This is a genomic window from Serinicoccus sp. JS2-9, from assembly GCF_059025165.1.
Genome location: NZ_CM180091.1, coordinates 2,077,272 through 2,090,486, shown reverse-complemented (window position 1 = coordinate 2,090,486; position 13,215 = coordinate 2,077,272). Strand labels below are relative to the sequence as shown.

The 13,215-nt window shown below is 69.9% G+C and carries 11 protein-coding genes; all 11 read right to left on the bottom strand.

Annotation, left to right across the window (positions count from 1 at the left end):
- Window positions 1–18 precede the first annotated feature (18 nt).
- On the bottom strand, window positions 19–4,959 hold the full coding sequence (dnaE, locus tag AC5PYY_RS10130; RefSeq protein ID WP_493896693.1) for a DNA polymerase III subunit alpha: 4,941 nt from the start codon (window positions 4,957–4,959) through the stop codon (window positions 19–21).
- Window positions 4,960–5,054: 95 nt separating this feature from the next.
- Entirely contained in the window at window positions 5,055–5,726 is a 672-nt protein-coding gene (locus AC5PYY_RS10125; protein ID WP_493896692.1) for a hypothetical protein, read from the bottom strand.
- A gap of 40 nt (window positions 5,727–5,766) precedes the next feature.
- Window positions 5,767–6,696 carry an RluA family pseudouridine synthase gene (locus AC5PYY_RS10120; protein WP_493896691.1) on the bottom strand — a complete coding sequence of 310 codons (930 nt, stop codon included), beginning with the start codon at window positions 6,694–6,696 and terminating at the stop codon, window positions 5,767–5,769.
- A complete protein-coding gene (gene lspA / locus AC5PYY_RS10115; protein WP_493896690.1) occupies window positions 6,693–7,238 on the bottom strand; it encodes a signal peptidase II in 546 nt (181 codons plus the stop codon). The genes AC5PYY_RS10120 and lspA overlap by 4 nt, the downstream gene beginning before the upstream one ends.
- The gene (locus AC5PYY_RS10110; RefSeq protein WP_493896689.1) at window positions 7,211–7,591 is read right to left on the bottom strand and encodes a TraR/DksA family transcriptional regulator; all 381 of its coding nucleotides are present in this window, start codon (window positions 7,589–7,591) and stop codon (window positions 7,211–7,213) included. Before AC5PYY_RS10110 ends, lspA begins: the two co-directional genes overlap by 28 nt.
- Before the next feature lie 308 nt (window positions 7,592–7,899).
- A complete protein-coding gene (locus tag AC5PYY_RS10105) occupies window positions 7,900–9,063 on the bottom strand; it encodes a DivIVA domain-containing protein (RefSeq protein WP_493896688.1) in 1,164 nt (387 codons plus the stop codon).
- A 141-nt stretch (window positions 9,064–9,204) separates the two neighbouring features.
- Entirely contained in the window at window positions 9,205–9,489 is a 285-nt protein-coding gene (locus AC5PYY_RS10100) for a YggT family protein (protein WP_493896687.1), read from the bottom strand.
- Window positions 9,490–9,561: 72 nt separating this feature from the next.
- On the bottom strand, window positions 9,562–10,086 hold the full coding sequence (locus AC5PYY_RS10095; protein WP_493896686.1) for a cell division protein SepF: 525 nt from the start codon (window positions 10,084–10,086) through the stop codon (window positions 9,562–9,564).
- A gap of 61 nt (window positions 10,087–10,147) precedes the next feature.
- On the bottom strand, window positions 10,148–10,882 hold the full coding sequence (locus tag AC5PYY_RS10090) for a YggS family pyridoxal phosphate-dependent enzyme (protein ID WP_493896685.1): 735 nt from the start codon (window positions 10,880–10,882) through the stop codon (window positions 10,148–10,150).
- Window position 10,883: 1 nt separating this feature from the next.
- On the bottom strand, window positions 10,884–11,648 hold the full coding sequence (locus AC5PYY_RS10085) for a purine nucleoside phosphorylase YfiH/LACC1 family protein (protein WP_493896684.1): 765 nt from the start codon (window positions 11,646–11,648) through the stop codon (window positions 10,884–10,886).
- Window positions 11,649–11,733: 85 nt separating this feature from the next.
- Window positions 11,734–13,062, bottom strand: coding sequence for a cell division protein FtsZ (gene ftsZ / locus AC5PYY_RS10080; protein ID WP_493896683.1), 1,329 nt, complete (start codon window positions 13,060–13,062; stop codon window positions 11,734–11,736).
- Between the last annotated feature and the right edge of the window lie 153 nt (window positions 13,063–13,215).

The following is a 13,215-nucleotide window of genomic DNA, read 5'->3' as shown; positions in this document are numbered from 1 at the left end:
CCGCCGGGACGGCGGGTCTCAGTTGCCGACGCTGGCCGGTCCGAGCAGCGCCTTGAGGTCGCCGAAGAGCTCGGGCGTCGCGGTCACGCGCAGGCCCTCGTCGAGCTTGATGAGCACCGTGCGACCCGGCTGCTGCAGTTTGACGTGCACATCGGTGGCCCCGGGGTGGTTGGCGAGCACTCCCTTGAGCTGGTGCGCCAGCACGTCGTTGACCCGCGTCGGCGTGAGGGTCAGGACAACCGGCCCGCGGGGGCCGGTCTTGATGTCGGGCAGCGTCATCTCGTTGGCCAGCAGCTCGGTGGAGTCGTCCTTCTTGAGCCGGCCCTTGACCACGACGACGGTGTCCTCGGCGAGCATCGTCGAGATGGTCATGTAGGTCTTGGGCCAGAAGACGACGTCGAGCGACCCGGCGAGGTCCTCGACCGACGCGCGGGCGTAGGGATCGCCGTTCTTGGTGCGCTTGAGCTGCAGGTTGGTGATGAGACCCGCGACGGTGACGAAGTCGCCGTCCTTGGCGCCGTCCTCACCGACGAGCTGCAGGATCGAGGCGCTGGCGTGCTGGGACAGGATGTGCTCGATGCCGTTGAGCGGGTGGTCGGAGACGTAGAGGCCGAGCATCTCCCGCTCGAAGGCGAGCTTGGCGGTCTTGTCCCACTCGATCGCCGGCACCGGCGGCAGGGTGACGATCTGCATCGGCTCCCCGCCCTCCGCGTCGTCCCCGAACCCGAAGCCGGAGAAGAGGCTGTCCTGCCCGATCGCCTCGTGCTTCTTCTCGTCGACGAGAGCATCGACATACCTTTCGTGGACGGTGACCAGGCCCTGACGGGTGTGCCCCAGACCGTCGAAGGCCCCGGCCTTGCACAGCGACTCGATGGTGCGCTTGTTGCACACCACCGCGGGGCACTTGCGCAGGAAGTCCTCGAAGGAGGTGAAGGCACCCTTCTCCTCGCGGGTGCGCACGATCGCGTCGACGACGTTCGCCCCGACGTTGCGGATGGCCTGCAGGCCGAAGCGGATGTCGTCGCCGACGGCGGCGAAGGTGCCGATCGACTCGTTGACGTCCGGTGGGAGCACGGGGATGCGCAGGCGGCGGCACTCGGCGAGGTAGAGCGCCGTCTTGTCCTTGTCGTCGCCGACGCTGGTGAGCAGGGCCGCCATGTACTCGGCCGGGTAGTTGGCCTTGAGGTAGCCGGTCCAGTAGGAGATGACGCCGTAGGCGGCGGTGTGCGCCTTGTTGAAGGCGTAGTCCGAGAACGGCACCAGGACGCCCCACAGGGCGGCCACCGACTCCTCGGTGTAGCCGTTGGCCTTCATCCCCTCCGAGAACGGGACGTACTCCGCGTCGAGCACCGACTTCTTCTTCTTGCCCATCGCGCGCCGGAGCAGATCGGCATTGCCCAGGGTGTAGCCCGCGAGCTTCTGGGCGATCTCCATGACCTGCTCCTGGTAGATGCAGTTCGACAGGACCATCCCGCTCGAGATGAAGTTGTGGACGTCGTCCACCGTGATGTCGAAGACCGGCTCGGCCGCTCCCACCGACACGTCGGTCACCTTGGTCCAGTCCATGGACGCGTAGAACCGATCCTCTGGGGTACCCATGGATCTGAGGTACGCCTCGGCCGTGGCGTTGAGGGGGTAGAAGCCTCCCCCGCCGTCGGCTGGGTGGCTGGTCTTCTGCTCAGCCACGAGGCCTTGCTTCCACAGATACCGGTGGAGTCCCGACAGTGAGGCCGGACCCCAACCCCTGGCGTTCCGCGTCCGAGTCGGCAGCGCCGCATCCTCGCGGAGCACGTCAGCCGCATGCTCGAGCATCCGCTGCCGGTTGAGACCCAGGCTGCGCGACGCGATGTGTCGCCGGGCACGCGCCGAGACCTTGCGCTGCTCGACCATGAGTGGCGTGACGAGACTCCAGAAGCGGTCGTCGTAGACATGCACCATCCACACCTGTTGAGTGCCAGACCTCGTCGACTCGTACTCCTCCGCGCGGTGCAGTCGTGCCGGGATCCCGACGCTGGCAAGCACCTCGGTGACATCGTTGGCCAGACGCTCGCTGATCGTCTTGTAGAAGGCGAACTTCGCCCCGACATGGCCGTCTCCATCCCACAGTGCTGCCAGCAGACGGCGCCGCGCGAGCAGGCTGCCCCTCTTCATCACCTCGGGCACGAACGTGTATGCGGATGTCGTCTTCTGGGTGTACCCAAGTCTCTGGAGCCAGGTGTTGATCCCGATGGTGCTGAACCGACCTCGATGCGGGTGCCCTCCCTTGCCCGAACCCGCCCGAGCGGCCGCACAGCGGATCCGGGGGGCCGGACGGTCGGGGCAGTCCTCGACTGGGTAGGTGTCGTCGAACAGCCGCCCGCACAACCTGGATACCTCGGCGCGCAGATCTGCGCTCGCGCTGATGAATGAGTTCTCATACAGCGTGAGGTAGCCGTCCGAGACGAGGTATCCCAGGAGCGCCGCCTCGTCCGGGGTCACGGATGACGGTGTCGTGAACTCGAAAGCGTCGCGGGGGCGAGCGATCCGGTCCTGCCCTGGCCGGAGCTCTCCCGCCTTGATCCAGCCACGGGTCGTCAGCAACGGGTGGTCTGCGGAGAGGCGCAACTGCTGACCGGAGTTGGTCGTGACCGTCAACACCGGCTTGTCCGGCATCTGCCACCAGTGAGTGACCTGCCGACGCACGACCTTGCCCCGCTCGTCCACCCCGAAGGTGAAGAAGCCCTCCTTCACCTTCTCCTCGAGCTGATCGATCGGAACTCGCTCCCCGGAGTCGGCGTCGAGGATGGGCGTGTCGCCTGCGACGCACAGGCCGTAGGTGTTGCCCAGGATGGGCGCCAGCGCTTCTTCCATCTCAGGTTGAAGCTTTCCCTTGAGCTCCGGATCGAGTGGGGTGTTCTCCTGCTTGCCGTTCTTGCGCAGGGCGAAATTGGTGTGTGCGTTGACGCCCATCGGGCCGGGGCGATAGAGCGCGAGCGCCGCGGAGATGTCCTCGAAGGTGTCCGGCTGCATGAGCCGCAGCAGCTGGCGCATGCCGTTGCCGTCGAGCTGGAAGACACCCAGGGTGTCGCCGCGGCCGAGCAGCCGGTAGGTCGCCTCGTCCGTCATGTCCTTGGACAACGCGTCGAGGTCGATCTCCTGGCCCCGGTTGTCCTTGATGTTGTGGATCGCGTCGTCGAGGACGGTGAGGTTGCGCAGCCCCAGGAAGTCCATCTTGACCAGCCCGAGCGACTCGCACGTCGGGTAGTCGAACTGGGTGATGATCTGGCCGTCCTGGTCGCGGCGCATGATCGGGATGACGTCGAGCAGCGGCTCGCTGGACATGATGACGCCCGCCGCGTGCACGCCCCACTGCCGCTTCAGCCCCTCCAGCCCGGTCGCGGTGTCGTAGACCTCCGCGGCGTGCTCGTCGTCGGCGAGCAGCTCGCGGAACTCGCCGGCCTCGGCATACCTCTTGTCCTGAGGGTCCTGGATCCCGGCGAGGGAGATGTCCTTGCCCATGACGCTCGGCGGCATGGCCTTGGTGAGCTTCTCCCCCATGGCGAAGGGGAAACCCATGACGCGGGAGGCGTCCTTGAGCGCCTGCTTGGCCTTGATCGTGCCGTAGGTGACGATCATCGCGACCCGCTCGTCGCCGTACTTCTCGGTGACGTAGCGGATCACCTCGGAGCGGCGCCGGTCGTCGAAGTCCACGTCAAAGTCGGGCATCGACTTGCGCTCGGGGTTGAGGAAGCGCTCGAAGATCAGGCCGTGCGGGATCGGGTCGAGGTCGGTGATGCCCATGGCGTAGGCGCACATGGAGCCCGCGCCGGATCCACGGCCCGGGCCCACCTTGATCCCGTTGTTCTTGGCCCAGTTGATGAAGTCCGCGACGACCAAGAAATACCCCGGATAACCTTTTCCGACGATGACCTCGGTCTCGTACTCCGCCTGCTTCCGGGCGTAGTCCGGGACCCCCTCCGGGTAGCGGCGGTGCAGCCCGGCCTCGACCTCCTTGATGAACCAGCTGGTCTCGTCCTCGCCCTCGGGCACGGGGAAGCGCGGCATGTAGCGCCCCTCCCCCTCGGTGAACGAGATGTCGCACCGGTCCGCCACGAGGAGGGTGTTGTCGCAGGCCTCGGGGAGCTCACGCCATACCTCGCGCATCTCCGCCGCGGTCTTGAGGTAGTAGCCGTCGCCGTTGAACTGGAAGCGGTTCGGGTCCTGCATCGTCGACCCCGACTGGACGCACAGCAGCGCCGAGTGCGCCTTGGCGTCCTCCTGATGGGTGTAGTGCAGGTCGTTGGTCGCCAGCAGCGGCAGCGACAGCTCCTTGGCGAGCTTGAGCAGGTCCTGGCGCACGACCCGCTCGATCTGGATGCCGTGGTCCATGAGCTCGAGGAAGTAGTTGTCCTCCCCGAAGATGTCCTTCATGTCCGAGGCGTAGCGGACGGCTTCGTCCCACTGCCCCAGCCGCAGCCGAGTCTGGATCTCCCCGGAAGGACACCCGGTGGTCGCGATGAGCCCCTGGCCGTAGGTCTCCAGCAGCTCGCGGTCCATGCGCGGCTTGAAGTAGTAGCCCTCCATCGAGGCCAGCGAGGCCATCCGGAAGAGGTTGTGCATACCGTTGTTGTTGCGCGCCAGCAGCGTCATGTGGGTGTAGGCGCCACCACCGGAGACGTCGTCTCTCCCACCGTCGCCGTACTTCACCCGCGTCTTGTCGGTGCGGTGGGTGCCGGGCGTGACGTAGGCCTCGAGCCCGATGATCGGCTTGACGTCGTGCTGCTGCGCCGTCTTCCAGAACTCGTAGGCCCCGAAGATGAAGCCGTGGTCGGTCGTCGCGATGGCCGGCATCCCGAGCTCGGACGCCTTCTCGAACATGTCGGAGATCCGCGCTGCACCATCGAGCATGGAGTACTCGGTGTGGTTGTGCAGGTGGACGAAGTTGTCTTCACGACGGACGGGGCTGCTTGGTGCTGACATCACCGCCGATCCTAGTTCGCCCCACCGACAGGTATGCCGTGGCGCCCGCCCGTCTGCCGCCGTCGCTGCTCAGGGCCGCGCTCGGCGTGTCGGCCTCAGAAGCCCCCGACGTCGAAGCCTTCGCCGTCGCCGAAGCCACCGCCGTCCCAGCCGCCCTGGTCACCACCGGGACCGACCCCATCCTGCCCGGAGCCACCCGTGCCCTCTAGCTCCCACGGGCCGTCCGCAGGCTCACCCTGCTGGTCCCCTGACTCGACCGCCTCGGGCGACTGCGCATAGTCGGCACCGTGATCGGTGAGGGAGCTCTGCGCGATCGTGGTCCCGATGACGACGCCGGCGATGGTGCTCATCATGTTGCCGGCGAAGAGCGTGCCGTGTCCGGCGAAGGAGGGGCCGGTGAGGTAGCCGGGGTTGCGCAGCTCCGCTCTGGTCGCGGCCCGCGCCAGCTCGTCGGGTCGGTCGGTGCGCGGCGCCTCGCCGGGCGGGAGATCGTGGCTGAGCTGTGCGAGCAGCTTCTGTCGCTGCTGCTCGGACAGTTGGGCGTAGGCCTCGGCGTGCGCCTGCTCGATCTGCTCCGGCGGAGCCGTGCGCAGCAGGTAGCGGTAGCGGGCCAGGGCGCGCTCGTCCTCGGCCGCGACCGCGTCGTCCACGGAGGGCATCGGCCGCCGATCCATGCCAGCGATGAGGTCGGGCTCGCGCCCGCCGGTGGAACGGGACTGCCTGCCCCGAGCCGGTGAGCTGCCGAAGATGCGGTCGAGAAGGCCCATGCACCGACGCTACCCGAGCCCCCCACCCGCGGCAGGCAGGTCAGCCGCGGATGCGCTCCATCGCGACGTCGAGGTCCTCGGGATAGGCGGAGGCGAACTCGACGCGCTCCCCGCTGCCGGGGTGCTCGAAGGCCAGCGCGGTGGCGTGCAGCCACTGCCGGTCCAGCCCGAGGGTGCGCGCGAGGGTCGGGTCGGCGCCATACGTGAGATCGCCGCAGCAGGGGTGCCGCAGGGCGGAGAAGTGCACCCGGATCTGGTGGGTCCTCCCAGTCTCCAGGTGGATCTGCAGCAGGCTGGCCCGCCGGTGCGCCTCGAGCAACTCGTAGTGGGTGATGCTGGGCCGGCCGCCCGTCATCACGGCGAAGCGGTAGTCGTGCCCGGGGTGCCTGCCGATGGGCGCGTCGATGGTGCCCTCGTGCGGGTCCGGGAGGCCCTGGACGAGGGCGTGGTAGGTCTTCTCCACCACCCGCTCACGGAAGGCCTGCTTGAGCACGGTGTAGGCCCGTTCGGACTTCGCGACCACCATGAGTCCGCTGGTGCCCACGTCGAGCCGCTGCACGATGCCCTGCCGCTCGGGTGCCCCTGAGGTCGAGATCCGGTAGCCCGCTGCCGCGAGTCCGCCGACGACCGTGGGACCGGTCCATCCGACGCTCGGGTGTGCGGCCACGAAGGCCGGTTTGTCGACGACGACGATCTCGGGGTCGTCGTGGACGATCCGCATCCCCTCGACCGGCTCTGCGATGACCTCCAGGCCGGCCGGAGGCGCGACGGGGGGCAGCTCCACCTCGAGCCAGTCGCCGGAGCTGACCCGGTCGGACTTGCCGACGAGACGTCCGCCGACCTGGACCTGACCGTCGGCGGCGAGGGCGGCCGCCTTGGAGCGGGACAGCCCGAGGAGACGGGCCAACGCGGCGTCGACCCGCTCACCCTCGAGGCCCTCGGGCACGCTGAAGGCGCGCGCCTCACTCATGAGGCGACCTCGACCGGACCGTCCTGCCCTTCCCGGGTGCCGTCGGCCCGGATGCCGCGCAGCGAGAGCAGGATGATGAGGCCGGCCGCGGTGGTCACCCCGATGTCGGCGACGTTGAAGACGGGGAAGTTCGGCAGCCGGATGAAGTCGACGACGTGACCCAGCCCCACCGAGGGCGGGCGCAGGTAGCGGTCGGCGAGGTTGCCGAGGGCACCGCCGAGCAGCAGCCCGAGGGTGAGGGCCCAGGGCAGGCTGCGGGTGCGGAAGGCCTGCCAGATGATTCCGATCGACACCAGGCTCGCCACGGTGGTGACGATCCCGGTCCAGCTGGTGCCGAGCGAGAACGCGGCACCGGAGTTGTAGGTCAGGTGCCACTGGAGCAGCTCGCCGACGACGGGCACCGACTCACCCCGGGTGAGCGAACGCTCGGCCCAGTACTTGGTGAGCTGGTCGAGCGCCAGCCACAGCGCTGCCGCGGCCAGCACGAGCCCGGTGCGGCGGCGGGGCCGGTCGGTCAGCGGCGTTCCTGCTTCTGCTTGCATGTCATGCATAGCCTCGCACGGGGGAAGGCCTGGAGCCGCATCTTGCCGATGGCGGTGCCGCACGACTCGCAGTCGCCGTAGGTCCCGGCCTCGATGCGGGCCAGCGCCTGGGTGTTCTGGTCGAGCAGGTCGCGGGCGTTGTTGGTCACGGAGAGCTCGTGCTCCCTCTCCCAGGTCGCCGCGCCGGCGTCGGCCTGGTCGTCGCCGGCGCCGTCGCCGAAGCTCCGCTTCAGGTCGACGAGGTCCTGCTCGGCCTCCTCGACCTCGGCCCGGAGCCGGCTGATCTCACCCTCGAGCTCCTCGCGGACCTCGGCGAGCTCGGCTGCGGTCCAGGGGTCCTCCCCGTCCCGCACGCTCAACGCCTTGTGCTGACCACCCTTCTTCCCCGTCGTGGATCGTGCCTTCGAGCGCGTGGCCGCGCCCCCCTGCTTCGCGGTAGTAGCCACGGTTGTCCTTCGTTCGTGGGCTGCGCCCCCGTGGCCAGTGCCTGGCCGCGGCGGCGTTGGTGGCGGCAGGATAGATCAGCGACGCCACGAAGACAACGCCGACGTGCCCGGCCCTCGCGTGTCCCGGCGCCGGGGAGCAGGAGCGGGGACGCGGGACACGCAGCGACGCCCCCGGCACCTGGTGCCGGGGACGTCGTCGGTATGGCGTTCGCGACCTACGAGGAGCGGTCGCCGTCCAGCTTCTCCATCTGGTCGGTGAGGAAGGTCCGGAGCCGGTCGCGCAGGTCGACCTCCTGGGTCTGCAGGGCCTGGATCTTCGAGCTCAGCGAGGTCTGCTGGTTGTTGAGGTCGTCGAGGATGCTGGCCCGCTTCTGCTCGGCCTCCCCGACCATATGGTCGCGGCTGCTCTGGCCCTCGCCGATGAGCTGGTCACGCGTGGTCTCACCGGTGTGCACCAGCTCGTCGTGCTTGGTCTGGCCCTCGCCCACGAGACGGTCGTGCGTCTCCTGACCGGTCCGCACCAGCTCGTCGTGCCGGGACTGCCCCTCGCCGACGAGACGGTCGTGCTCCTGCTGACCGGCCTGCTGGAGCTGGGTCCGGTGCTGGTCGGCCTCGGCGACGACGGACGCCTTGTAGCCGTCGCCCTCCTCGATGAGCCTGGCCTTGGTCGTCTCACCCTCCGCGACGTGCTGGTCGTGCAGGCGCTGCGCCAGGGTGATGATCGAACTGGGGTCCTCGCCCGACGAGGAGGCGGCGGCGTTGGCCTGCGAGCTCTCGAGCTCGGCGGCCTTGCGCTCCGCGGCGGCGGCGCGCTTCTCGGCCTCGGCGAGGCGCTCGTCGTTGCCCGAGGACGCCTCCTGCGCCTCGTCCGCGCGCTGCTTGGCGGCCTCGGCCTCCTGCTCGGCCTGCGACGCACGCTGCTCGGCGACGGTGAGCTTCTGCTCGGCCTCCTGGCTCTTGGCGTCGGCGGCGGCCACGCGGGTCCGCAACTCCTCGAGCTCGGCCGCGGCGGCCTCGTCACCGCTGGAGTCCGCAGCCTTGGCGGCGCGCTCCTCGGCGGCCTGGACCCGCTCCTGGAGCTCGGAGCGGGAGCGCTGGCACTCCGACAGCTGTCGCCGCAGGTCCTCCAGCTCCGCGGCAGAGGCACCGCCGTCCCCGCCACCGACGGCCCGGTAGGACTGGGTGTCGTCGCCGCCCAGCCCGCGGCTGGCGCGGCAGTCCTCGAGGTCCGCGCGGAGGCCATCGTTCTCCGCCACCAGACGGCGGAGCTCGACCACGACCTCATCGAGGAAGTCGTCGACCTGCGTCTCGTCGTAGCCGCGACGCAGATGCGTCGCGCTGAAGCTCTTCTTGATCACGTCCTCGGGGGACAGCGCCATGTTTCACCTCTGTCAGGGGGTCACCGATCCCGCCCGTCACGACTTGGGGCAGGCACGACGACGTGCGGTCGCACGTTTTCCAGGCTCACTCTAACGCACCCTCACGCCCAGGTCAGCCGCGCGACCAGGACGTCCGGTGGCTCAGAAGGGCAGCGACGCAGCCACACCCCGGGCGATCCCCACCGCGATGATGAGGACGATAAACCCCAGGTCCAGGGCGATGCCGCCGATGCGCAGCGGCGGGATGACCCGGCGCAGCGCCCGCAGGGGCGGGTCCGTCAGCGAGTAGATGCCGTTGGCCAGGACCAGGATGGGCCCTCGCGGGCGCCAGTCCCGTGCGAAGACCTGCACCCAGTCGAAGATCAGCCGCGCGATGAGCACGAAGATGTAGAGCTGGAGGAGCAGCGCGAGAATATCGCCAACCATGGGAAGCAGCCTACGTCAGCAGTCTGAGCATCGTTCTCAGCCGGGTGTGGGCGCCGACGCGTCGGCGGCTGCTCAGCTCTGGTTGAACGGCCCCTGCTGGGTCGGCCGCGGAGCCTCGCTCGCCGCCCCCCCGTCGACCTCGACGTAGGAGGGGCTCAGGAGGAAGACCTTGCTCGTCACGCGCTCGATGGAGCCGTGCAGGCCGAAGGCCAGGCCGGCGGCGAAGTCGACGAGACGCTTGGCGTCGGCGTCGTCCATGTCGGTGAGGTTCATGATGACGGGCACACCGTCACGGAAGGCCTCACCGATGACCTTGGCCTCGTTGTAGGTGCGCGGGTGGATCGTGGTGATGCGGTTCAACTCGCCGACCTCCGGCTGACGGACGACCTGGGAGACCGGGGTGCGCGCGGCCTGCCGCGCGGGTGCCGCAGCCGCGCCCGGCTGCTCGCGGGAGTCCTGATCCTCGTGCAAGGGGTGCACCGTCGCCCCGCCGGAGCGCGCGGTCGGCTCCTCGTCGTACGAGTCGTAGTCGTCGAAGCGCTCGTCGGACTCGGCGAGTCCGAGGTACTCCATGGTCTTGCGCAGTGCCCCGGCCATCTGTGCGAGCTCCTTGGTGCGTACGGGTGACTCCCGTGGGGTGGATCGGACGTGACCGACGCTACCGGTGGGACGGGCGTGATCCGAGGATTGCGGTCCCGACACGCAGGTGTGTCGCTCCGGCCGCCACGGCGAGCTCCAGATCGCCACTCATCCCGGCGGACACCCAGGCCGCGTCCGGGTGCGCCTGCCGCAGCCGGCCGCCGAGGGAGGCGAGGCGGTCGAAGGCCGCCCGCGTGCCGTCCTGGTCGAGGTCGAGCGGCGCGATGGCCATCACGCCCCGCAGCCGCAGGTGGTCGGCCTCGGCCACGGTCTCGGCCAGGTCGCCGAGCCCGTCCGGTAGCACGCCCCCGCGACCGGCCTGCTCCCCCTCCCCGAGGTCCACCTGGAGAAGGACGTCGAGCGGCCCGGCCGCATCGCCGTCCTCCACGGCGCTCCCCCGCCCGGTGTCGAGCGCACGCACCAGCCGCGCCCGGTCGACGGACTGGACGACATCGGCATACCGCGCGACGCGCTTGGCCTTGTTGGTCTGCAACTGCCCGACGAAGTGGACGGTGAGCCCGTCCCGGATGCCCCGAGGGAGACCGGCGACCTTCTCCCCCGCCTCCTGGTCCCGGCTCTCGCCGATGTCGCTGACGCCCAGACCCGCGAGCGTCTCGACGTCCGCGCCGGGGAAGTACTTGGTCACCGCGATGAGTCTGACGTCGCTCCGCGCTCGATCCGCGGCGGCGCAGGCGCTCCCGATCCGTTCCTCCACGGTATGCAGCCGCTCACGCAGCTCGTCGACGCGCGTCATATCAGGCCACCCGCTCCGGCGGCAGCAGCCGCACGACCCCGGCGAACCGGCCGGTCGCACCGTCCCTGCGGTAGGAGTAGAGGCCGTCCCGCTCACGGGTGCAGCCCGGCAGCCAGCGCACGGGCACGCCCGCCTCCGCCAGCTGGGAGACCACCCCGGCCGCGACATCGATCGCCGGGGTGCCGGTCCACGAGACGCCGACCGCCGCCTGCACGCTGCGTGCCGCCTCGTCCCGCATCTGCGCAGGCACCTCGTAGCACCTGGCGCAGACCGAGGGCCCGACGACGGCCTCGAGCTGCTCGGCCCCCAGGTCGCGCAGCGCCGCGAGCGCGGCGGGCACCACGCCGGAGAGCAGGCCGGGCCGTCCGGAGTGCACGGCGGCGACCAGGCCCTCGGTGCGGTCGACCAGGAGCAGCGGCACGCAGTCGGCGACGAGCACGACGAGCGCCTCGTCGGTGCGGTCGCTCACGAGGGCGTCGACGGCCGGCGGCGTGTCGGCCTTCCCCTCACCGCGGGTCCCCGCCGTGAGGGCGACGTCGCACCCGTGCTGCTGGTCCATGAAGCGCAGGTCGGCGAGCCGCAGCCCCAGCTCGTGGGCGAACCGGTGCCGGTTGGCCTCGACCGCCTCCGGGAGATCGCCGACGTGACCGCCGAGGTTGAGCTCGGCATACTCCCCCTGGCTGGAGCCACCGAGCCGGTCGGTGACCGCCCACTCGACGCCGTAGCGGTCACCGCTGGGCTCGATCCGCTCTCGCCAGGTGAACACGGGAGCAGGTTAACGGGGCGGGCAGGCCGTCAGTGCCGCCAGCCCTCGCAATGGCGTGGGCACCTGCGACCTCAGCGGCGCAGCGTCACTTGAGGAAGTCGGGCACGTCGAGGTCGTCGGAGTCCTCGAAGGTCACCTGGCGCGGCGGCTGCTGCACCGGGCGCTGCTGCTGCGGCTGGGCCTCCCGACCCGCCTCAGCCCGCTCGCCCTCCTTCGGCGCTGCTGCGGGGCGGTCCTGCTGCTGCTGCCCCTCGCCGCCGTCGCTCCGCCGCTGCTGCGGCGCACCCTGGGCGGGGGCTGCCTGCTGAGGCTGCCGCTGGCCGACCGTTGCTCCCTGACCGGCGCCCGCACCCTGCTGCGCGCTGGCCGGGCGCTCCTGCTGCGGCTGGCCGGGCTGCTGCCGGTTGGCGCCCCCGGCCTGGACCTGCCCGAGCGCGCGCTCGTTGCCCTCGCTGCGCGTCTGCGGCGCTCCCCCGTCGAAGCCGGCCGCGATGACGGTGACCCGCACCTCGTCACCGAGCGAGTCGTCGATGACGGCGCCGAAGATGATGTTGGCCTCGGGGTGCGCGGCCTCCTGGACCAGGCGGGCGGCCTCGTTGATCTCGAAGAGCCCCAGGTCCGAGCCGCCCTGCACGGAGAGCAGCACGCCGTGGGCGCCCTCGATGCTCGCCTCCAGCAGCGGCGAGGAGATCGCCAGCTCGGCGGCCTGCACCGCGCGATCTTCTCCGCGCGCGGAGCCGATGCCCATGAGCGCGGACCCGGCACCCTGCATGACGGACTTGACGTCCGCGAAGTCGAGGTTGATCAGGCCCGGTGTCGTGATGAGGTCCGTGATGCCCTGCACACCGGAGAGCAGCACCTGGTCGGCGCTGCGGAAGGCGTCGAGCATCGAGACGGTGCGGTCCGAGATGGACAGCAGCCGGTCGTTGGGGATGACGATGAGGGTGTCGACCTCCTCACGCAGCGTCGCGATGCCGGACTCGGCCTGGTTGGCGCGGCGGCGTCCCTCGAACGTGAAGGGACGGGTCACGACACCGATCGTCAGGGCACCCAGCGACTTGGCGATCTTCGCGACGACCGGGGCGCCACCGGTGCCCGTGCCGCCACCCTCACCGGCGGTGACGAAGACCATGTCGGCACCGCGCAGGGCCTCCTCGATCTCCTCGGTGTGGTCCTCTGCCGCCCGTCGGCCGACCTCGGGGTCGGCGCCCGCGCCGAGACCGCGCGTGAGCTCCCGACCCACGTCGAGCTTGACGTCGGCGTCGCTCATGAGGAGGGCCTGGGCGTCGGTGTTGATGGCGATGAACTCGACCCCCTTGAGGCCGACCTCGATCATCCGGTTGATGGCATTGACGCCGCCACCACCGATCCCGACCACCTTGATGACGGCCAAGTAGTTCTGCGCTGCGGACACGGTGGACCTTTCGGAACGGGTGCGATGTGCGATGGGCGACGACGATGCGGAGCGTGCCTGAGCGCGAGCATACGCCGCGACGTCGTGAGCCCCGATGAGCGTCAATCTCAACTTCAGGTCGAAGGTCGAGGCTCGAGGTTCTGGACAGAGGAA

Excerpts from the sequence above, each read along its gene's own strand:
- dnaE (WP_493896693.1), bottom strand. The coding sequence starts at position 4,959 with ATGTCAGCACCAAGCAGCCCCGTCCGTCGTGAAGACAACTTCGTCCAC.
- AC5PYY_RS10125 (WP_493896692.1), bottom strand. The coding sequence starts at position 5,726 with ATGGGCCTTCTCGACCGCATCTTCGGCAGCTCACCGGCTCGGGGCAGG.
- AC5PYY_RS10120 (WP_493896691.1), bottom strand. The coding sequence starts at position 6,696 with ATGAGTGAGGCGCGCGCCTTCAGCGTGCCCGAGGGCCTCGAGGGTGAG.
- lspA (WP_493896690.1), bottom strand. The coding sequence starts at position 7,238 with ATGCAAGCAGAAGCAGGAACGCCGCTGACCGACCGGCCCCGCCGCCGC.
- AC5PYY_RS10105 (WP_493896688.1), bottom strand. The coding sequence starts at position 9,063 with ATGGCGCTGTCCCCCGAGGACGTGATCAAGAAGAGCTTCAGCGCGACG.
- AC5PYY_RS10100 (WP_493896687.1), bottom strand. The coding sequence starts at position 9,489 with ATGGTTGGCGATATTCTCGCGCTGCTCCTCCAGCTCTACATCTTCGTG.
- AC5PYY_RS10095 (WP_493896686.1), bottom strand. The coding sequence starts at position 10,086 with ATGGCCGGGGCACTGCGCAAGACCATGGAGTACCTCGGACTCGCCGAG.
- AC5PYY_RS10090 (WP_493896685.1), bottom strand. The coding sequence starts at position 10,882 with ATGACGCGCGTCGACGAGCTGCGTGAGCGGCTGCATACCGTGGAGGAA.